21 protein-coding genes and 1 riboswitch are annotated in these 21,045 nt (G+C 47.1%); of the genes, 7 read left to right on the forward strand and 14 right to left on the reverse strand.

The features are described from left to right. Positions 1-166: 166 nt before the first annotated feature. The 3 genes from HP399_RS27935 to HP399_RS27945 all read left to right on the forward strand — a co-directional run bounded on the left by HP399_RS27935 (position 167) and on the right by HP399_RS27945 (position 4,379). Complete coding sequence (locus tag HP399_RS27935; RefSeq protein ID WP_173618371.1) at positions 167-1,873, forward strand: methyl-accepting chemotaxis protein; 1,707 nt, start codon at positions 167-169, stop codon at positions 1,871-1,873. A 94-nt stretch (positions 1,874-1,967) separates the two neighbouring features. After that, on the forward strand, positions 1,968-3,167 hold the full coding sequence (locus HP399_RS27940; protein ID WP_173618372.1) for an iron-containing alcohol dehydrogenase: 1,200 nt from the start codon (positions 1,968-1,970) through the stop codon (positions 3,165-3,167). A gap of 96 nt (positions 3,168-3,263) precedes the next feature. Continuing rightward, on the forward strand, positions 3,264-4,379 hold the full coding sequence (locus HP399_RS27945) for an aminopeptidase (protein WP_173618373.1): 1,116 nt from the start codon (positions 3,264-3,266) through the stop codon (positions 4,377-4,379). A gap of 110 nt (positions 4,380-4,489) precedes the next feature. Here HP399_RS27945 and HP399_RS27950 read toward each other — a convergent pair whose 3' ends face one another. The 4 genes from HP399_RS27950 to HP399_RS27965 all read right to left on the reverse strand — a co-directional run bounded on the left by HP399_RS27950 (position 4,490) and on the right by HP399_RS27965 (position 8,445). Further along, the gene (locus tag HP399_RS27950; protein WP_173618374.1) at positions 4,490-5,005 is read right to left on the reverse strand and encodes a GrpB family protein; all 516 of its coding nucleotides are present in this window, start codon (positions 5,003-5,005) and stop codon (positions 4,490-4,492) included. Between the two features lie 142 nt (positions 5,006-5,147). Then, positions 5,148-6,737 (reverse strand): helix-turn-helix domain-containing protein, encoded by a 1,590-nt coding sequence (locus HP399_RS27955; RefSeq protein ID WP_173618375.1) that lies wholly within the window; start codon positions 6,735-6,737, stop codon positions 5,148-5,150. 150 nt (positions 6,738-6,887) lie between these two features. Continuing rightward, on the reverse strand, positions 6,888-7,892 hold the full coding sequence (locus tag HP399_RS27960) for an ABC transporter substrate-binding protein (protein WP_173618376.1): 1,005 nt from the start codon (positions 7,890-7,892) through the stop codon (positions 6,888-6,890). Positions 7,893-8,115: 223 nt separating this feature from the next. Then, positions 8,116-8,445 (reverse strand): hypothetical protein, encoded by a 330-nt coding sequence (locus HP399_RS27965; RefSeq protein ID WP_228088392.1) that lies wholly within the window; start codon positions 8,443-8,445, stop codon positions 8,116-8,118. A 108-nt stretch (positions 8,446-8,553) separates the two neighbouring features. Next, a riboswitch (cyclic di-AMP (ydaO/yuaA leader) is annotated at positions 8,554-8,711 on the forward strand. Between the two features lie 7 nt (positions 8,712-8,718). Here HP399_RS27965 and HP399_RS27970 point away from each other — a divergent pair. Then, positions 8,719-9,294 carry a CAP domain-containing protein gene (locus tag HP399_RS27970; RefSeq protein WP_173618377.1) on the forward strand — a complete coding sequence of 192 codons (576 nt, stop codon included), beginning with the start codon at positions 8,719-8,721 and terminating at the stop codon, positions 9,292-9,294. A gap of 125 nt (positions 9,295-9,419) precedes the next feature. Here HP399_RS27970 and HP399_RS27975 read toward each other — a convergent pair whose 3' ends face one another. The 6 genes from HP399_RS27975 to HP399_RS28000 form a co-directional block, all read right to left on the reverse strand. Next, complete coding sequence (locus tag HP399_RS27975; RefSeq protein ID WP_173618378.1) at positions 9,420-10,067, reverse strand: hypothetical protein; 648 nt, start codon at positions 10,065-10,067, stop codon at positions 9,420-9,422. A 121-nt stretch (positions 10,068-10,188) separates the two neighbouring features. Continuing rightward, positions 10,189-11,280: a sensor histidine kinase gene (locus HP399_RS27980; protein ID WP_173618379.1), complete on the reverse strand. Its 1,092-nt coding sequence runs from the start codon at positions 11,278-11,280 to the stop codon at positions 10,189-10,191. A gap of 42 nt (positions 11,281-11,322) precedes the next feature. Then, a complete protein-coding gene (vanT, locus tag HP399_RS27985; RefSeq protein WP_173618380.1) occupies positions 11,323-13,476 on the reverse strand; it encodes a serine racemase VanT catalytic subunit in 2,154 nt (717 codons plus the stop codon). Continuing rightward, the gene (locus HP399_RS27990; RefSeq protein ID WP_173618381.1) at positions 13,460-14,260 is read right to left on the reverse strand and encodes a M15 family metallopeptidase; all 801 of its coding nucleotides are present in this window, start codon (positions 14,258-14,260) and stop codon (positions 13,460-13,462) included. The genes vanT and HP399_RS27990 overlap by 17 nt, the downstream gene beginning before the upstream one ends. A 3-nt stretch (positions 14,261-14,263) precedes the next feature. Further along, a complete protein-coding gene (vanG, locus tag HP399_RS27995) occupies positions 14,264-15,316 on the reverse strand; it encodes a D-alanine--D-serine ligase VanG (RefSeq protein WP_173618382.1) in 1,053 nt (350 codons plus the stop codon). Between the two features lie 6 nt (positions 15,317-15,322). Further along, positions 15,323-16,198 carry a M15 family metallopeptidase gene (locus tag HP399_RS28000; RefSeq protein WP_173618383.1) on the reverse strand — a complete coding sequence of 292 codons (876 nt, stop codon included), beginning with the start codon at positions 16,196-16,198 and terminating at the stop codon, positions 15,323-15,325. A gap of 136 nt (positions 16,199-16,334) precedes the next feature. Between HP399_RS28000 and HP399_RS28005 the strand changes: the two genes are divergently transcribed. After that, the gene (locus HP399_RS28005) at positions 16,335-17,282 is read left to right on the forward strand and encodes a helix-turn-helix transcriptional regulator (RefSeq protein WP_173618384.1); all 948 of its coding nucleotides are present in this window, start codon (positions 16,335-16,337) and stop codon (positions 17,280-17,282) included. A gap of 65 nt (positions 17,283-17,347) precedes the next feature. Next, complete coding sequence (locus HP399_RS28010; protein ID WP_173618385.1) at positions 17,348-17,869, forward strand: DinB family protein; 522 nt, start codon at positions 17,348-17,350, stop codon at positions 17,867-17,869. On the opposite strand, the gene HP399_RS28015 is transcribed toward HP399_RS28010, so the two are convergent. Continuing rightward, positions 17,866-18,642, reverse strand: a complete 777-nt coding sequence (locus HP399_RS28015; RefSeq protein WP_173618386.1) for a DUF169 domain-containing protein — start codon at positions 18,640-18,642, stop codon at positions 17,866-17,868. The two genes, HP399_RS28010 and HP399_RS28015, sit on opposite strands and share 4 nt — an antisense overlap. Positions 18,643-18,849: 207 nt before the next feature. Here HP399_RS28015 and HP399_RS28020 point away from each other — a divergent pair, with 207 nt between their 5' ends. Then, positions 18,850-19,410 (forward strand): hypothetical protein, encoded by a 561-nt coding sequence (locus HP399_RS28020; RefSeq protein ID WP_173618387.1) that lies wholly within the window; start codon positions 18,850-18,852, stop codon positions 19,408-19,410. Positions 19,411-19,488: 78 nt separating this feature from the next. On the opposite strand, the gene HP399_RS28025 is transcribed toward HP399_RS28020, so the two are convergent. The 3 genes from HP399_RS28025 to HP399_RS28035 form a co-directional block, all read right to left on the reverse strand. Beyond that, entirely contained in the window at positions 19,489-19,785 is a 297-nt protein-coding gene (locus tag HP399_RS28025) for a hypothetical protein (RefSeq protein ID WP_228088393.1), read from the reverse strand. Then, complete coding sequence (locus HP399_RS28030; protein WP_228088394.1) at positions 19,782-20,390, reverse strand: Flp pilus assembly protein CpaB; 609 nt, start codon at positions 20,388-20,390, stop codon at positions 19,782-19,784. Before HP399_RS28030 ends, HP399_RS28025 begins: the two co-directional genes overlap by 4 nt. A gap of 96 nt (positions 20,391-20,486) precedes the next feature. Then, a complete protein-coding gene (locus tag HP399_RS28035) occupies positions 20,487-20,942 on the reverse strand; it encodes a prepilin peptidase (protein WP_173618388.1) in 456 nt (151 codons plus the stop codon). Between the last annotated feature and the right edge of the window lie 103 nt (positions 20,943-21,045).

Here is a 21,045-nt window from a genome sequence, read left to right on the forward strand (position 1 = left end):
TGCTGGAATACACTTCGACAAACGTTCGGTATTTACTGCATGTTTTCCGAACTATAGATGTTAACATTCGTTTACATGTTCACCATACTGGCTTTACATCTCCTTATTACAATAGTCCTTAGTCTCGGGACTTTTCGACCATCCACTTATCAGGAGGCAACTGGAGATGCACTCTATCTTTCGCCATTTACTCACTCCCTTTACTCGCTTACACAGGCAAGTGCGGCTCCGTACCAAGCTGACGATCCCACTGCTATGCATCCTGCTCATTTCTTCTAGCATGATTGGCTGGACCTTTTACACCCAGGCAAAAAAGGCGATGATTTCGCAAATGGAGTCCCGCCTTGACTCAGAAACAGACAAGACTACCGAAAAAATATCGCTTTTGAAGTTCACTTTCGCTAGCGACGATCAAGCCTACCAAAAGCGCCTTCAATACGAATTGCAACAGCAAGAAAGCAATTTGTCTCAGGAAGGCTTGATACTCCAGCAATATCTGGTCAAAAATGGAGCCTTTCATCCCATTGAAAACGTGACAAAGGGCGCTATTGAAATCCCGCAAGATATCGCGATACGGATGGAAGCAGAGCGATTCGGCGTGATTCATGTCCCTGTCGATGGTCACATACATACACTGGCCTTTACGCATTCTCCTGAGGAGAGCTACATATACGTCATAGACGTTTTGCAAGAGTCCTATCTAGGTCCTCTCCATGAGATAACCAAAATAATCGTGGTGACCATTCTCGCTAGTCTGGTCCTTTCTTTGTTGCTTTGCTTGCTGGTTGTAAAGGGGATAACTGCGCCTTTTCAGACGTTGATTGTGGCAATGCAACAGGTCAGCTCGGGCGACCTCACCCATCGTTCTCTTTTGCAAAACGAGGGTCCAGAGATTCGTGGGATTTCAAACAGCTTCAATCACATGATCGAGCAAATGTGTGAGATTATTACCGAGATCCAACTCATGATTGAAGAACTGAACAAAGGCGGCGTCGCTATCAGGCAAACAGCCGATGAAGCAGGCGATCGTTCGTCGATGCTATCGTTGCGTCTCGATACAGTCAACCAAGGCGTCGAACAAACGGCTGCCTCAACAGATGGCGCCAGCACCTCTTTTCAGCAAATAAAGCAATCGATGGACGGACTGTTTGCGCGTATTTTCTCTGTGATTGAAGCGGGTAAAAAGATGCAGACAGTCACCCACAATGGACAAAATCGTATCGATGATTTGAACACGATGATCAACCGCTTCTCCCACACGTACGCACAGGTCGACACCCGCATGACTGAACTGCGTCGACAATCAGAATCCATTGGAGATGTTGTTCATCTGATCCAAAACGTGGCGAAGCAAACGAAGCTTCTCGCTTTAAATGCGAGTATTGAAGCGGCCCGTGCTGGAGAATACGGGCGCGGATTTGCAGTCGTGGCCAACGAGGTAGCCAAGCTTGCCAGTGAGTCTGAAAATGCCACATTAGAAATCACGCGGCTGATGGACGCTGTTCAGGAACAAACCTATGCGATTTCCTCCGAAACCTCACAGGCATCCGAACAGCTTCAGCAAAGCCTGCAAAAGCTCTCAGACGCTGCATCTGCTTTTCTTGAGCTTCGACAAGCTGTCGATCAGACAACGGGAGAGCTGCATATAGCCAACGAGGGGTTATCCGACATAACCGAAGGCTTGCACACCGTAGACATGGCATTGGATGCGTTTGTTGCCATTTCCCAAGAGACCAAAAGCAGCACAGAAGAAATGCTGGTCGCCTCGCGCGAACAACTCACTTCTATTGAAAAATCACGTCAATTGGCAACAGAGCTTCTATCCTTATCGGAGCGGCTGCAAGAAATCAGTGATCGCTTTCGCGTTGCATGAACAAGCAGAGCCTTCCCCTCCGGGCAGGCTCTTTTCTTTTGATTATGATAAACTTGTCAGTGGTACAACCAATACGTGAAAGAAGGAATTTCAGATGTTTCCATTTGAAGTGTCTTTTCCTACCAAAATTTACTTTGGCATGGGCGAACTGGAACGTTTGGGCCAAGAAGCAAAATCGATGGGCCAAAAAGCATTGCTCGTCACAGGCGGCAATGCGGCCAAACGTACAGGAATTTTGGACCGCGCCAAGGCTCTGTTGCAGGAAGCTCAAGTGGCGTATCTTGTTTTTGACAAAATCGAACCGAATCCGCGTACGGCAACGGTTGATGCCGGAGCTGCTCTTGCTCGTGAGCATCAGTGTGACTTCATCCTGGCTATCGGTGGCGGCTCCGTGATGGATGCCTCCAAAGCGATTGCGGCAGCAGCCGTTTCTGGACGCCCGATTTACGATTACATGCGGGGAAATCCGAGCGGCTCTGGTCAATTGCTAGTACCCGTTCAGGAAGCACTCCCGATCATGACCGTCCCGACAGTAGCCGCTACAGGTTCGGAAGCAAACCATATCAGTGTCCTGACTCATTGGGACACGCATGAAAAATCTTCGATCAACGGCCCAGCACTTTACCCGAAGATCGCCATTCTTGATCCGTCTGTCACCTTTACCGTTCCAGCTCGGGTCACAGCGGAATCCTGCGCCGATATCTTTTCCCATCTGTTTGAAAACTATTTGATTAGCGCGGAAGGAACCCACGTTCAGGACGGGATTTCCGAAACACTCATTCGTCTCGTCGTCGAGCACTCCATCACAGCGATCCAGCAACCAGACCATGCAGAAGCACGATCCACCCTTTTGTGGGCGAGTACACTGGGCATCAGTCCATTCGCTGCTGGCGGTCGTGGTGCTGGTATGCCGTTGCACGGAATTGAACATCCGCTGAGCGGAATCTACGATATGGCTCACGGTCGTGGACTGGCGATCCTGTCTCTTCCTTATTTTGAACAGGTGATTTTGCAAGACCGTCCCGAGAGACTAGCCCGTATGGGACGTCATTGCTTTGGCGTTACCGTGGAGGACGACGGCGAAGCAGCACGAGCAACGATTGAAGCCGTTCGCCGTTGGTATGAGCGCATGGGAATCACAGAACGTCTGTCTGACTTCGGCGTGAACAAACAATCGCTGGCACAAATGGCTGAAGAAGCGGTTCGCATCGGCGGACGCGGAATCGGGTATCTGCCTAGCTCACGAAAATTGAATGAATTCGATGTGATCGCGATCTACGAGGCTTGCCTGTAATCGAAGCATCAAACACACTGGCGAGCCTTCGCTCAGTTATGTAATAATACAAATTAATCATTAATCAAAATTATTTTACTACGGAGGTTACCACCTATGGCAGATCCACGCATTAATGAACTGGCAAGCCGTCTCGTCCGTTACTCACTCCATTTGCAAAAAGGCGAAAAAGTTTTGATTGAAAATACAGGCCTGCAACCTGAACTCGTTCGTGCACTTGTGCGTGAATCATTTGCAGTTGGGGCTCTGCCTTTGGTCACCTTGAAAGACCAGGAAATCATGCGTGCACTCTATCAAGGCACGAGCGAAGAACACATGGCTCTGATGGCAAAATACGAGTATGACCGGATGAAAGACATGGACGCTTACATCGCTATCCGCGCTTACGACAACATCAACGAGTATGCCGACGTAGCGGAAGACAAAATGGGCATTTATGCTCGCGTCCTGTATCAACCAGTACATACGAACGAGCGCGTTCCGAACAAACGCTGGGTTGTACTGCGCTACCCGAACAAGTCGATGGCGCAACTGTCCAAAATGAGTCTCGAGGGCTTTGAAGACTTTTACTTCTCCGTCTGCAATCTGGACTACGCAAAAATGTCCGCTGCCATGACTCCGTTGAAAGAGCTGATGGAGCGCACCGATCGTGTACGCATCGTCGGTCCAAAAACTGACCTGCGCTTCTCCATTAAAGGAATCAATGCCATCAAATGCGACGGCAAACGCAATATCCCGGATGGCGAAGTATACACCGCTCCTGTGCGCGATTCCGTGGAAGGAACGATTTTCTACAACGCGGCATCGATCTACAACGGCGTTACCTTCAATGATGTTCAGTTCACTTTCAAAGAAGGAAAAATCGTGGAAGCGACCAGCTCCAATACCAAAGCATTGAACGACATCCTCGACACTGACGAGGGCGCACGCTATATCGGAGAATTCGCGATCGGCTTCAACCCGCACATCCTCCACCCAATGCTGGACATCCTGTTTGACGAAAAAATCGCGGGCAGCTTCCACTTCACGCCAGGGAATGCTTACACAGTAGCAGACAATGGCAACCGCTCCTCCATTCACTGGGACTTGGTCCAAATCCAACGCCCTGAATACGGCGGCGGTGAAATCTGGTTTGACGATGTGCTGATCAGAAAAGACGGGATCTTTGTGTTGCCAGAGCTGGAAGGCTTGAATCCGGAGAATTTGATTTAAATGAAATGAATGAAAAAATGGGTTAGGGAATGAGGTTCCCTAGCCTATTTTCTATTGTTCAGAGAAAATAAAGTATTAGACTGGCCTGGTCCATTGAGCTATCGTACCCGTTAGTTGAATCCTAAACTGTCCAAAATTGAATTTATAAACTCAGTTTTTTCATCCGTATACAGTAGTTTATCTTTTTCGTGTTTCTGGGAGAGTTTCACTTTCAACTCTTGATATTCGTTTAGTGCTGCGTCATTTTTCAATAAATAGTCTCTAAATGCAAGTATCTTTTCTAGATACAAACTGCCTGTTTGGAACATGTGAATTTGATGAGTTCTTGGCTCACCCTTACTGAAATAATGTCTGTCGGGAAGTATGTTTGTTCCCCTATAAGCATATCCAAGCCTCTCTAAGCCTTGGACACATTCACTCCCATGTTGATAATCTTTTAATTCAATTCCAATATCAATTATAGGTTTCGCCGATAAGTTTTTCACAGCCGTACTGCCTATATGGTGGACTGCCAAGATAAGTTCGCCAAGTTCATTTTCTATCTGTGTTTTCTCCCATATAAATTCCTTCTCCCACTCTGCCGTCCAAGCGATAAGAAAGACTTTACCTTTGGGTAGTCCTAACACTCCTATCACCTCTGCATCAAATTAATCATTCTATTATAATCCAAATTCGTTGAGCGTAACTGCCCGTTAGTTCAACGGTCCTGGTCTAAAACTTTGTTATCTCTGTACAGATGCAGACCATTCAGTCGCAAGCAAAACCAAATCAAGCTAACGATCGCAGTATATCATCGATTTTTTTGCCGTTGGAAATAATTCCGTTATTCATCCAAGTTAGAAAATCAACCTCGTAAACGCGGTTGTTTCGTACAGCAGGCAGATCACGCCACTCTGGCTGCTCCAGCAGTTCCCTCTCCTTTCCTTCTGCCTGACTATGCCACTTATCGAAAGTAATGAACAGATGATCCGCGGTTAACGTACGCAGGTCCTCTACAGAGAGATTGAACATGCCCGGCCTATTCGCTTTTGAAGCTACACCTACTGCGGAATGGGAGCGCAAGCCAACATCGCCATAGAGAACAGTCGAAACAAAGCCTTGCCCTTCTCCCGCATATTGGATGATGTGGTCCGCCGAGATACGTAAAAAAGCGACCGTTTCACCTTTCATAACCTGACTCAGCGTATGACTCGTGCTCCGTGCTTTGAAATCATACTTTGCGATAGCATCGTCGGCCAACTCCGTCCGACCGAAATAATCGGCGACGGTACGCAGCAGCCTACGCCAATTACTTGTCTGCTCACGCAGGATGCACGTGTTGGATATGCGTCGGCACTGAGAATATTGCAGTTGCTCGTAACGATCTATAAGCAATATCAAATCCGGCTTATAACCGGAAAGCGCGTCAAAGTTGCCGCCGTTCTCGTCGAACGTCGGAATATGGTTTAAGCCTAGATAGTCTTGTTTTCCCCATTTCGCATGCCAATACTGGGCGATAGGCTGCATATCCAGCGCGACTATGAAATCCTCCAAATACGGCGCTACTACTCTAAGCTGTCCCTTGCGGCTGCGACGGTATTGTCCGGGCGATATGCCTACCGTCTGCTTGAAACGACGATTGAAATAATATTCATTGTTGAAACCTGCATTCAGCGCAATATCGAGCAGCTTGTCATCGGCGCTTGCCAGCCACTTCTTGGCTTGATTAATCCGTACTTCATTCAAGTACTGAAGCGGTACTTGACCCGTAGCCTCTTTGAACAGACGGGTATACTTCCAGCGATCAATGCCTGCGAGGGAGGACAGCTCCTCCAAGTTCAGAAGCTCACGGTAATACTGATGAATATGCCGTATGCTAAGCTCTACCCCATTCCGCTCGATATCCGTTCCCTTATCCTCGGCTGCAGGTGCATTTTGGCGGAATAGAAAGAGCAGCAGCTCTTGAAATCTCACAAATCGTTGGAACAGCTCGAGCTCGTCGCTCGCCCCGCGGAGTTCATATAACTCATCAAGCAGCTCCATCGTCTTCGCGAAGGGTGCGCAGGCAAGCTCTTGCTTATCCGGCAGCAAGCTCGAAGCTGCTTCATAGCCGCTCGTTTCGAAGCACACTTGGTAATAGCTGCAGCTCATAACCTCTTGATCAACATATAAAGATCTTCCTGGCCCCTGCAAATAGCATTTTCCTTGTCCCGTCCCGCTCATTATAATGAGCAGTTCAAAGCTCTCCTTATCGTTTCTATCGCTGCCGTCCAAATCACTCATTTCTGCTCGCTCGCCCGCAACGACTAAGCGGATCGATCGCAGCGCATATTGGACTAAAGGAGCAGTCCCAGCTTGTTTGCGCTGTTCAATATCCATCGTTACTATCAACCGCCTTTTAATTGATATTCATTCTCAATGAATATAGTGTAAATCAAATCGAGCCACCCATCAACCTTCGTTGAAAAGCGGCTCTTTCTCAATTATGGCGATGAGTCCCGCCAATGAACTAATCACTCTTATTTCCTGCTAAGAAGCCAATAATCGAAGTAAATCATCCATCTTCAACCCGTTGGCCGTAATGGCTCCCGTCTGCCAATACGATCTCTCTACGGGATATACATGGCCGTTCTTAAATGCAGGAACGGTCTGCCATAACGGATCTGCCTTCATTTCCTCAAGCGCTTTCGTGTTGCTCTCATCCTCCCACGTCCCGTTGGACGGAAGCAAAATAATACGGTCCGCGTCAAGCTCCGGAATGACCTCCTTCGACAAGACGATATTGCCCTCCGTCATCGCCTCGGCGAACCTCGGCGCCTTCAGCCCAAGATCCTCATACAAGATTTGTCCGACAAACGTGTTATGAATGCCGAAAATATTAATCGATTTATCTACGACGTTCATCCGCAGAACAACAAGCTTCTCATCGCCGATCGCCGCGTTCAGCTTCGCCTTCACATCGACAATTCGGGCTTCGTAATCGGCAAGAACCTGCTCCGCCTTGTCGCTGAGACCAAGCAATTCGGCGATTAAGGTCAATGTTTTGCGCGAATCCGCAAGTACGTCGTCCGGCAAGCGGAACGTCGGCGCAACCTTGGAATAGAGCGCGTATTGTGCTACATCGACCTCTCCGGCGCCGATGATCAAGTCCGGCTCGGACACAAGCATGGCTTCGATGCTGCCGGTCACGTCGAACAACGGCACTTCCAGCTTCAAATAATCCTGCTTGCCCCACATCGGGTTATAATATTGGACAATAGGCGTTACCCCAAGCGCAACCAAATAATCTTCACGATAAAGAGCTGAGATTCGCTTTGGATTTGTCGGAATCTCTACCTCTCCGAAGCCATCGGTTACGACGCGCGTTTCCGTCTGAGGCGGAGCTTCGCTTGGCGCTGCCGTTGCCTGTGCAGGCTGATCGGTAGTCACCGTGGCCACAGCTTGATCGCCTGTCGAGCCGCAACCTGTCACCGTAATCATTGCTGCCGTTATAAGCGATATCCATCCTGTTTTCATAAATCCCGATCTTGCCATGATTAAATTCACTCCAATAAGTTTTATGTTTTGTAGCAAAACAATTCGTTGATTTGTAGTGATAATCATTATCATCTTACTTGAGTAAATTTTACCCCAAATTGGATTGCATGCTCAATACACATTCTCTACGACCAGCTTTATACAAACTCGTCACTTCCTGACTAACGAAAAACAATAAAAAAAGGAGCCTCGCATAAGAGGCCCTATCCACCTGCACTGTCTATGAGGTATGCTGAATCAGCTCGGGAAGCATTCGGAGCAGCCGCCGATCATATGCGCATCCCTTTTTCTGACTCAACTTTAACGTCAGACCCCACTTAAGCGATTGAGCGGCTAGGATTTGCGAACAGGTAAATATGCTTGGAATTTTACAGGCGACACTGTAAGCGGGATTGAACACGTTGGCCACCTCATATTCGACGACTTGGCCGAGCAGCAGGCTTGTTTCATTTACCGAGAGCCGATAGTCTTCGACTAGCAAGGAGAGCATTTCAGTAGTTGCGTGCTGAAGCGCTTGTTCGAGCGGTCTGGCGTTGCCGATGCAAGACAAGTGAGTGTCGGACTCCACCCTCTCAATAAAACAAGAGATATTCTTATTAATCCTACCAAATTTTACGGGTTTCTTTCACCGGTGAATCTCTGTTATTCTAGGTCATGCCAAACAAAACAGCCGAAACTTCCTCTCAAATGGAAGTGCGGGGGATCTTTTTTACTTGCAGATGAGAGATCTGCATGGGGTGAATCGCCAAAGTGCGTAGGGTTGTTTCCTCAATCCGAATCCGTCAACTAACCTCGTAGGCCAAAAAAAGGAGACGATGTGAATATGAAACGCCTTGGTACTATTGCAATCGCGACATTGGGATTGGGATTTGTTCTTTCCGGCTTTTCTAACACAGCTTCTGCCGCTACCACATGTCCGCAATACGGGTATCAACCATATATGCAACCTGTCCAACCGCAAATGCAAGCACCTTACGCAGCACCAGCGAATCAACAGCAGCCAGTAAAACAAGCTAACCAACAAGTGGATGCTTCCTCTGTTGGGAAGCAAGTAACTGATTTGGTAAACCAAGAGCGTGCAAAAGCAGGTCTGAAGCCAGTGGAACTGGATGCTTCCCTGAACAAAGTTGCACAAGCAAAAGCGGCTGATATGTCCAACAACAACTACTTTGACCATACAAGCCCTACGTATGGCTCTCCATTTGACATGATGAAACAATTCGGTGTATCTTCTATGACCGCGGGTGAGAACATCGCCATGGGTCAACGCACCGCTGAGGAAGTCATGAACCAATGGATGAACAGTGAAGGACACCGTCAAAACATTATGAATCCTTCCTTCACCAAAATCGGTGTAGGCTTTGTGAATGGATACTGGGTACAAGAATTCATCGGATAATGAAATTGGTTATAAATGCCGAGTCCTCTAGCGGGGACCCGGCTTTCTTGTTTTTTCCCAGCCTTGTCTGGAGTGGCATTTGAACATCTATCTCCGTGAAAAGCCAACAGCTAGCTTTATACGCTTTATTCAGATTTACTTCCCATTTCTAGTTGGTTTGTCTTTTCTTCATCCACCGATTCCGCACCTTCTCGAATTTTTTCTACAACTTCTTCAGATTTAAGTTGCTTGTGCGAAGGGAGATCTAAAAATGTAGAAGCACGTTGATCGAGCCACAAGCTTTCCTCACCTTCCCTATCAGTTGCAACGAAAATAAACCCACCTGAATAACTAAAGTACTTCATGTTTACATCTTCCCCGAGCGTATTTTTCATGTTCTCGTAAAGGTCAAACAATTCAGGGCCACTTTTTTCACCACCAGCCATGATTGGCTCTGTATCTGTTGCTATAACGATACCTTTTACTTCATTCTCCTCCATAATGAACGAAAGTTTTTCATCTGTTGAAGATAGTAGTCCTTGCATATTCGTATCGTTGTAGTTACGTATTTTATCCGCTTCTGGTAAAACAGCTCCCTGAATTGAAAAGTCTGACAGAGTTACATTCCTACTCGATTTACTTAAGGATTTGTTCTCTTGGTTGCGTGCCTGTTCCATCTTTTTATATGCATGTAGCGCTTCCTTATCCCCTTGGTTAATGGCCCCAGCCCAAGTAGCCAATGATATTCCAGCAACAATTACCGCACCAATCAATGTCCATGTGTATTTATTCATAACTCCCCCAAAGTTAATTCGTTTCGTTATAAGAATATTCTATCAAAATTTAGATTTCCATGAATTATGCAATAAAAAAATGGAGACATTGAATCGTCTCCATTTTTTTATTGCCATCATTTCATCCATACGGCAACCGCACCTCAAAACATGTACGAATCAAATCACTTTGAACAGAAATCGTTCCCCGATGCTTCTCGACGATATTTTTTGCAATAAACAGGCCGAGTCCAGTGCCTCCCCCTTGATGAGCTCGCGCTTTGTCGCCCGTAAAAAACATTTCAAAAATATGCGGCAGCGCCTCTTCAGGTATCTGGTCACCGTAATTCATGATTTGAACAACTACTTCATCGCCCTCCCGGTAGGCGTTCATATCGATAAAATGGCCATCGCCCCCGTAGCGTATCGCATTGGTCAGGATATTCTCAAATACGCGCGCCAGCAGCTCTCCATCTCCCACGATTACTAATTGAGCAGCAATCGTACATCGCGCGACCAGCTCATTTTTCTCAAAGGAAGGATACATCTCTTCATTTAACTGAACCAACAATTCACTCAAATCAATGACCTTTTGCTCGATGTTGACCATGCCGTAATTCATTCTCGTAATTTCGAACAGCTCATCAATCAGCTTTTCCAATCGTTGCGACTTGGTAAAAGCAATCGTCGCATAATGCCTCATTTGTTCTTTTGGCATCTGCTCGTCTCGTAAAACTAAATCTAAATAACCCAGTACGGATGTCAGCGGTGTGCGCAAATCGTGCGCCAGATTCAAAATAAGCTGATCCTTGCTGCTTTCGGCGAAATCTCCTCTTTCTACCGCCTTTTGCAGCATTTCACTTGCCAGATTGATATCCTTGGCGATATCTGCGAACTCATCATGGGAAGAAATATGCACATTATGCGTAAAATCTCCATTTGCCAGATAATGAATGCCTTTGGAAATCTCATGAAAATAGCCAACATACCGTTTGGTCAGGAGATAGAACAACAAGATCGCAATGGGAGCAAAAACAAGCAAAAAGAAATTGATATCTCCCATTTCCTTGATGTAACGGCGAACCAGGGCAAGCGGATCTTCGTACTTGACCTCCGTCCGATAGTAAAACTGGAGCACTTTATAGAGCAGATAGGTTACGAGACCGGCCAAAAGCATGCCAAACCCAAGAAGCTCAATCATTTTGGAACGAAAGCTATATCTCCTCTTCACCATGGAAAAAATGAACCACTCCCTATCCTCGTTTTCGTCCAGGGATCACTCATGATAGACTCTTTTAACGCGTTCTCCCAAACGGCTTACCAGCTCGTTCGTAATGGTTTTACATTGATGGGCCATTTCCTCGGCAGTGATACCCTCTTCTTGATCTCTGCCGATAAAGGTAACAACATCCCCTTTTTGCACCTCTTCCATGTCTGTAATATCTACAATAAGCTGATCCATGCAGACAAACCCAATAATCGGTCTCCTTTTTCCTCTGATCAAGCAGGTAGCGCCCGATTGTGACAGCATGCGCGGAACCCCATCTGCATATCCGATGGATACGATGGCAATCTTGCTGTCTTTCTGCGCTGTGTGGGCGCGTCCATAGCCCACGGATTCTCCTTTTTCCACCTGTTTCACCTGCACAACTCTTGCTTTCAGTGATAACACAGGTCGTAGGTCGACGCTTGTTTTTACCTTATCGCCCTGCTTGCTCAACATCCCGTAGAGAGCAATCCCAATCCGAGCATAATCGTATTGCAGCTCCCCGTAATTCAGCACGCCGTAACTGCTCTGAACGTGCAGCTTCTGTGGATCGATCCCCTTTTCTTTCAGCTGTTCGATCACTTTTTGGAAACGGGCGATTTGATTTTTCGTGTAATCGATATCCGAAGCTTCCAAACTGTCAGCCACACTCAGATGCGTAAAGGTACCGCATACCTGCAAATTTTTATAACGATACATGGCCGCAATTTTTTCTGTGTGTTCCCAAGATTCCCCGAGTCTCCCCATCCCCGTGTCGATCTTGATATGAACAGGGATTTTCACGTTGTAGCCATTCAGCTTTTGGGCATATTCGTCATCTACTACGGTTTGCGTCAGTCTGAAACGGGCGATTTGGCGTATCCGTCGTTCATCGGTATAGCCAAGCACCAGAATCTTCCCTTTTACGCCCTTCTTCCGTAGCTCGATTCCTTCATCGATTGTGGCAACTGCGAAGTGATCAATCCCGAGCTTGTTTAAGAACCTCGCGATTTGCCATCCGCCGTGGCCATATGACTGCGCCTTGACGACTGCCATCATCGCACAATCCTTCGGGAGAACCCGCTCGATTTCCCTGACATTATGTTGGAGATGAGGAAGATGGATATCAGCCCATGCTCTTCCTGTTTGATCCGGTTTCCCACCTCGAAAGCGCTGGATCAGCCTCATCGCCATCACAGAAAGAACAAACGACAGCACCGTGACCAATGTAAAATGCACCAAGCTGTTTTCAACAAGCAGCCCTGTCAGTCCCGTTACTTTGGCCGCTCCGCGAATGAGCACAACACACAGCGGATGAATGACATAAACATACAGGCTCAGCTTTCGTAAGATTGGGCGATTTTTGCCTTTCCAGAACAACAGTAGTTGAAAGAGAAAATACATGCACGGTATCAAAAAAATATACATACTGTCATGGCGTTGCAGCTGATAAGTGTGTAAAAGCAAGCCTTCCATTACCAGCATACTTCCGAACAAAACAAACCCGATGGCATACGGTGCGACCTTTTTCTTTTTCCGCCTGCGGGTATTGGCAATCAACCCTCCCATGACAATAAACACAGGGGCAAAAAATATACCGTTCCGCGTGTAATCAAACAGGGTAAACATCGATTGATAGATACTGTCCACATATGGATTCATCTGTGCAAATCCAAAGTAGCTGTCTCCCAATAACCCGATGCCATACAGCAGCAAAGTCACCCAAAACGTGTTCCATGCGGATAGTCTTGTATACAAAAAGGTACTAATACACACCCCCAGCATAATGCCAGGGAAATACCACAGATGATACAAGGTCCCGTTAAACAAGAGGTCTTTCACGACTGAAAATACGGTAAGTTGATCTGTAAAATACCCTGCATACACATTCACTGGAAGATAGAGAAGAATCGAAAGCAAATATAGCTTTCCTACTTTCCATAAAAACTGCTTCAGCATAGACGCATTTCTGTTGCGATCTGTGCCAAGCTTTTGCAAGAAGAAAAATCCTGTGCACATAAAGAAAAATGGAACCGCAACCCTGGCAATTGTTCGTGTCAGTGTAAAGTCAGCCCATTCGCTAATGGACAGCAGGGGAGAAGTATGGATTGCGATGACAAGGATCGCTGCAATGATACGGAATTGATCCAGCCCGCCATACTGTTTTTCACTCCCCACGTTCATTACGTGCCTCCTGATGAAACACTGTAATGATAAATCCATCCACGTTGTTGCCCGATATTTCGTATTTCTCACCAGCAACAATCGGGATGTGCGTAACTGTATCGCTAGCCTTTACATAGTAGATTTCAATGCTCTCATCATCCACTAGCAAATGCTCCTGATGAAATTCGTAGTTTTTCACATACTCGATATACTCTTCCAGACAAAGCTGAAGCTTTTCCATTAAAACAGCATGCGGATAGCCCACATACCGAAAATGCCAAGGCTCATCCGAAATCCCTGTCAGCTGTTCCTTGTCTTTGTCGTAGCGTTTGATAAACCCATATTGACTGGCACGTTGGCGAAACATTCGGCATACGCCATGATCGGGAAAAGAAGGGCAAATAAAATCGATCTCTTCTCTCTTCTCCCCTACATCTATCGCAAGCCCTGTCTGATGCTCACTTTCATTCGGACGCGCAACAAATTGACTAGTAAACACCTGGCCATTTTCGAGCAAGGATTGATCATAAATATCCTTTTGTTCCGTCTTGCTGCGAAAGCCACTGACAGGTACGATTGTATGCTCTGCGTTGCAGGCTTTCAGCAGTTTGGCAAACATCTTCGCAGCCGTGTTTTCCAGCATCATATTGTTGTGTGCTCCATCGATCAGCCGCATGCGGTTCAGTAGGATACCGTCGTCTGTTTGCCAGCGGATCGGGTACTGGCAATTCACCAAAATCAGATGGCCGTGATGCAGATTGTCGCTGTTCAAAGAAATCGTCGAGACGTGAAGTTGTGTCATCGATTAGTCCTCCTCCAACGCTAGCATAATCAATGTATCAAGAAGTTCTTTATAGGAAATCCCCGCAGCACGCAGCATGCTTGGATACCTGCTTTTCGAGGTAAAGCCGGGGATCGTATTCACTTCGTTAAACACAATGTCTCCGTCTGGTGTGACAAACATATCCACGCGAGCGAAGCCACGACAGCCAAAAACCTGATAGAGATGGGTGGCTGTTTGCTTGATTTTATGAGCGAGCTCTTCGTCAATTCTTGCTGGAACATGGATATGGGCAGTCTCCAATGAATATTTTTCTGTGTAATTGAAGAAGCCCTGAAGCAATTCGATTTCATCCACTTCCCCCACAATAACCTCACGATTTCCTAGTACCGCGCAGCCTACCTCAAATCCCACGATGTTTTCCTCGATGACTACTTTGTCATCATGCAAAAGGGCGTTTTCTATCCCGATGACCAATTCTGATGGGCTGTATGCTTTCGTAATCCCAATGGAAGACCCTGCCTTTGCCGGTTTGACATACAAAGGGAATCCCAGTGCTTCGGTGGCAGATTGAACAGTTGCCAGATCAGTATTTGGATAAACGGTAACGGATCTTGGCGTTTTGATACCGGAGCTTTCCGCCAACGTGTGGGCGATATCCTTATCCATACAAATCGCAGAGGATAGCATGTGACAACCGACAAAAGGAATTCCGGCGAGCTCCAATAGCCCTTGCACCGTTCCATCCTCTCCGTTTTTGCCATGCAAAATCGGGAACACCACATCAACCTTCGTGACCGTCATGGTACCGTTCTCCTGTGAAACAATTCCCCGCACCTGTCTGCAAGGAGAAAGGAAGGCAGGCACACACTTCTCACTTTGATGCCAACTGTCATTTCGAATACTTTCGATGTTGCCGGTATATCGCAGCCATTGCCCTTCCCTCGTAATTCCTAGCAAAATCACCTCATACTTTTCCAGACACAAACTCTCCAGCACCGAACTCGTAGATTTAAGAGATACTTCATACTCCGAAGAACATCCCCCAAACAAAATCGCTACAGTCAATTTATTCATACTCATTCACTCCTTCTTTTCTTTGTTCACGTAGCTTGTTACAATCACGCCGCCCATGTTGTCACCCGAAATCTCATAGTTGCTAGCAATCGGTACTTTGAGCGTCATCTCTTGATCGACAGGGTAGTAGTTAATTTCATAGATCTTCCCATCATTTGTCACGGAGATCCTTCTTTCGTCTTTTAGGTAATCCAAGTATTCCTCGAGCGAAAAGTTATTCTGCTTCATGATCGCACTATGCGGCAAACCAACATATCGGAAATGCCAAGGCTCGAATTCCGTTCCTGTAATGGCTACCTTGTCCTTTGGGTAGCGCAAAATAAAACCGTATTTCCATGAATAATCTTTCAACCACTTGCCTTCAGGGGCGCGCTCCATTTTCATTTGCGTCGATCCAATATCAAGCGCGGAACCTACATTATGTTCGCTGTAACCGCTCGGCATCGCATACGCTGGCCCCATTTCTGCATATAGCTGATCTTGTTCTTCCTTGCCTCGATAACCGCTGTTCAGGATAAAGTGGCTCACGTTATCTTGCTGCGCAGCTTTGATCATCTCCAAAAATTCTTTGGCTACACTCTCTGACACTTCGATTCTGTGATCGAGCAAACGATAGCCTTGTAACAGTTCTTCATTCTCAGACAACCGAACCACATCGTTTTTTACCCCTGCCTCATGAACCGGATACTCTTTATTGACCAAGAGAAGGTCTCCTTGATAAATTTGATCCTTTGTTATTTGTATCGATTGGTGCTCCACCTCGGTAGCCTCTCCCAACGCTTCAGTGTGTCCCCCAATAGTAGGTGGTCCATCTGCTATTTTTTGAATCACGATATATCCAAACAGCAAAAGCATCACAAGCCAAAAAACCCTCTTTTTCATTTACAGTTCCTCCTTCACTTACACATGTAGGATAGGGAAAACTGTTAAAATAAAAAGTAGGGTAAATATAAAATAATTTTAAAGTCGGCCATTCATTTTTATAAAGATGCTAGCTGGATAGAGAGGGGGTCAGAGCATGAACAAAACAGACCGTTTGTTGGCAATCGTTCTGGAGCTGCAGCGCAAAGGTACGTTACGCGCAGAAGATTTGTCCGCGACCTTCGAGACGAGCATCCGGACGATTTATCGTGACATGCAGGCATTAAGCGAAGCAGGCGTCCCCATCGTTGGGGCACCGGGTCAGGGCTATTCGTTAATGGAAGGATATTTTCTGCCGCCCGTCAGTTTTTCGGTAGAAGAAGCCGTTGCACTCTTGATCGGAGCAGACATGGTTGAGCAAGTATTTGACCAAAACTTTGGCAACAGCGCAAGAGCCGTACAGCGCAAAGTAGAAGCGATCCTGTCTGCCGATGTAGGCGAACAAGCCAGCCGTATCCGCTCAACCTTTCGCCTCATAAGCCCCAGAGCGAACAATTTGCGCGAGCAGGAAAAAGCGCATGCACAACTCCTCCACGATGCGATCATCAATGAACGGAAGGTGCGGTTCCGCTATCGGAGGGGTACGCCTGGGGAGGGTGACGATCGTGAAACAGTGCGTGACGTTGCTCCATATGGTCTAGTGCTGGTTCGTGGTTCTTGGACATTACTCGCTCATTGCGATCTGCGACAGGATATTCGTCGATTCCGCCTGTCACGCATGAGCGGCCTGATTGTATTGGAAGACCGCTTTATCCTCCCTGACCATTTCAATTTTGAAGAATACAAGCCTCTCGACGATCGATCCCTGGAGGTGCAGATCGTCATCAGCACAGCTGTCGCTGATCGGGTAAAAGAATCGGGCTATTTTTTTATAGAAGAGATTACAGAGCATCCGGACGGCTTTCTCGTCAGATTGCGCGTCAGACAAATCGAAGAAATATTGTCTTGGGTACTGGGGTTGGGGGCTGATGCGGTTGTTCTTACGCCTGAATCCTTGCGTAGCCGAATGCGCGAAGAAGCCAAACAATTATTCGAACGCTACTGACATACTGCTGTCAGTAGCGTTCGAATATGATAAAAGCAAGAAAACCAAGAGGAGCTGATTCGCCCATGAATACAAAGGAAATCGTGAACAAATTTGAAGACGTGACAAACCACTACCTGCATGAATTAGAAGGCATCACCATGGAACAACTCTTGCAAAAACCAAGTGAAGATGAATGGTCGATCGGTCAAATGTACCTTCACTTGATCCAATCTGCCCGGTATTTTCAACTAGGAAGTATCGAGAAGTGTAGACAAGGAGGTCCTGCTGTCACAGAAGCAGGTACCGAAAAATCGGAGATCGGTCAAACGATATTTGCTCAAGGCTCCTTGCCTCCCATTCGCGTGAAAGTCCCTGCCTCCCCGGAGTACACACCCGCACAACCGGAGAGCAAGGAGCAATTGCATGATGGACTCATCAGCGTGCTCACACAAATGAAAGAGCTGGAACCGACTCTAGACGAAATTCCTGCGCATCACACGGTGGCTCACCCAGCCTTCGGTCCGCTGACGGCCAAGGAATGGTTTGCCGTCGTAGAAATGCACTATCGTCATCACCTGCTCCAGCTCAACCGACTGAAGGGTTAGTTTTTTTCTCCAAACATCCCCGCAAGCTTTTGATAGGTCGGCGGAAACTCTGCCTGATAACGCAAGAAAGACGGGATCGGGTAGCGGATTCCGCCTTTTTGCGTTCCGACTAATCCCTCCACCAGCTCGGCGGCATCGCGAAAATGAAAGCTGAAGGCCATCTCATGATCCTGTGTCTGGGCAAACAATCTGTCGCCATAACACGGTACGATCACTTGCGGCTGTCCCGTCTGGATCGGTTTGATGGCAATGTCCGCACAGTCGGCCCGACTGGAAAAGGTGGAAGGAATCGATCCACCGCGCTTGTACAGCATCCCCGCCACCAATCGCATGACCTGTGCCGCATTGCCGTAAATCACGACGACATCTGGCTCGATCTCTGCCCGCTCCAGCGGAAACGATACATAGTAGCCACTTTCTTCTGCTGAAAATTTCGGAACATCCAGCTCGCTTTTCGCCCCATTTTCCAGTGAATCTGTATACATCCCACAGGCGAGATGACCCTCTGAATAAAACGCTGGCTGCTCTTCATAGCCAAAAGCCACCTGCGCGATCGGACAGGACAGATCGGCTCCATTCATCGCGATGCTCCAGCCATAACGCCTTGAAAAACCGACAGCTTGGCAAATGGTAATCGGATAACCCAGATCACGGACAGGTCGCTTTGCCTTTGACGGCAGAGCGGCTTCTTCTTTTCTGATGCTAACTCCTACAGGAAAGGTCTCAGTCCTCGCATACATTTGAAGCGCTTGATTCAGCTCGATAGCGTTCATTCCATTTACCCCCTCGTTTTTCACATGCACTGCTCATACTCCGAATTTTTCGTCTTTTTTACCCAAAGTCCTGTCACTCCCTACATTTTTCTCGAAGCTTACAACATCGTAAGGTAATGGAAAGGTTAATCGATAGGGAGTCGAAACAATCCCTGTTAGGATAAAAAAAGACTACACGTATGACTTGGGATGGCTGGAGGGTTCACAATGAAAAAGTTCGCATGGCTGGGCACGGCGCTTCTCGTCTTTTTGTTAATGGGATGCTCCTCCAGTTCACCAGATACAGTACACGGGCTCGGAAAAGAAGAAGCGGCGCAAATCGCTGCAGCCGCTGTTAGACAATATTATCAGATGGATGTTGATATGACTGATCGGGAAATCACGCTGGAGGACCCAACCAATTCGGTATACAGAGGAGTACCTGTTCACGCCGTACTGAAACGCGAACCTGTGAGTGGCGATGTCCATGGCTTTCACGCCATCATCGAACCGAGGTCAAAGCAAATTCTTTCCCTGTCGATTGACGTTATTGGAATAAACGGAGAAATGGCGACAAAAACGATGACAGAAGCAGATTTGGAAAAGACGGCATCAGATTTCATCCGCTCGAAAAACCTGCTTGCGACAAACGACTTCCAATTGGTGAAAGCTTCTGACGCTCATTCCAATGACGCCAAGCGTTACTTTTATTACACAGATGGCCTAAATGATGTGGCAATCGGAGTGGACCCAGGCCTGCAACAGGTCGTTACGTTCACGTATGATTGACGCACCCTAATCCTTTACATTTACAGTGGGTTCTCCGTTGCGACCGCAATCGCTTTTGTAACGGAGAACCCATTGCTGTTAGTTTCCGCTGTATTTATCCTCAATTTCCTCTCTCGTTTCCTGATAGGTCTCGGTTGTAAGACTCACCAAGTAATTGGTAAGCTCCTCCTTGGACTGTGTAGCCAACGCTTCTCTTTCTTGCCTTTTCCCAGTAAGGTACTCCCTCGCTTCATTGCCAATCTTGCCACTCGCAGACAAATGCTCGATCGCCATTCCGATGTTCAAGCTCTCCCGCCAGTTTTTCTCGTACCAGTCCCGGTCGTAAGCATCCACCCATTTTTTGCGGTCGATCAGCACAGCGTCTGCTTCTGTCAAAGCATCTCGTTTCCACTGCTCCCACTTCTGGGCAATTTCTTTCGCGCGTTCCAGCTCTTGCTTGAACTGCTCGCGGGCAGCTCAAGAGCTACCCCCTTGAAGCTGTTCTCCGATTTGGCCACCATGGCGACTGGCACGTCTTTCATGAACACTTCCGTCACGGGCTTCCCGTTCTCCTCATGCGAGATGATGACGTCCACCCGATCTAACGCCTCCAGCTCCTGGTCGAAGACGACATTGGTTGATGAAAACACCGTCACAAGTCTGTTGTTCTGGTCCCGTACAACATTGGCTGGCTTCATGATGTTTTTCGTGATGATGTCTCCCTTTGACAAGGGAACGATCGTGACTTGATTTTTCAAGCTAGCTTTATCGATGATGTACGAATCATCCGCGTACTTTTTGGGGATTTCCCTTACTGTCAATTGGTCGGGTTGAATCAGTGCCCGAGATGGAATATCTGCATTTGCTTCGTAAATTTCCACCATTTCGCCCAGTTGCGCATTCAAATCCTTGATTTTTTGCAGAAATAGAAAGCCCGCAAGTGCAGCAAGTAGGAACGATAGTACAAGGAAAATAATTGCCCTACGTTTTGATTCCAACATCAGAAGATTCCCTCTCTTTTTCGAAAAATCCATTCATGTTCAAACTTTGTCGTTTTATTGCTAATATTGCGAATCAGAAAACTTATGAGAAAGGCACTAGGAATACATGATTATGACCAGCATGAGACTGGTCCCACCCGCAACAAATGGAGCCAACGGGATTTCTCGCCCCAGCTTTATCCTGCCTGTCATTTTGGCGATGGCCCACATGGGAAGCACACTGACTCCCGCAAGCAAATACGTAAGCATGAGCACGACCAACCCCGCTTGCCATCCAACCGCTGCGCCAACCAGAGCGAGCAGCTTAATATCTCCTCCGCCCATTTGGCCGTTGCTGATCACCGCCATAAGTAACGAAATTCCTCCCAGCACAATAACTCCCATCGCATAAGTCAGCCATTTCTCTGGATGAAGGTATGCATGCAGAACGAGAAAATATACAATTCCCGGAAGCGTCAGCCAGTCGTAAATGAGACGGCGGCGTAGGTCGGTATACATAGCGACTGCCATTACGAAAAGAATGGGAATGATGACATACCAAGATAACACCATATGTCCTCCTTCCTGCTTTTTGAGGAAAATTTCACCATTACAGACTGTATATTAAGGAAATTTGTTGCAAAAATATCCAATATTTTTGTATGTTTTTTGGAAA

Source organism: Brevibacillus sp. DP1.3A (assembly GCF_013284245.2).
Taxonomy (GTDB): Bacteria; Bacillota; Bacilli; order Brevibacillales; family Brevibacillaceae; genus Brevibacillus.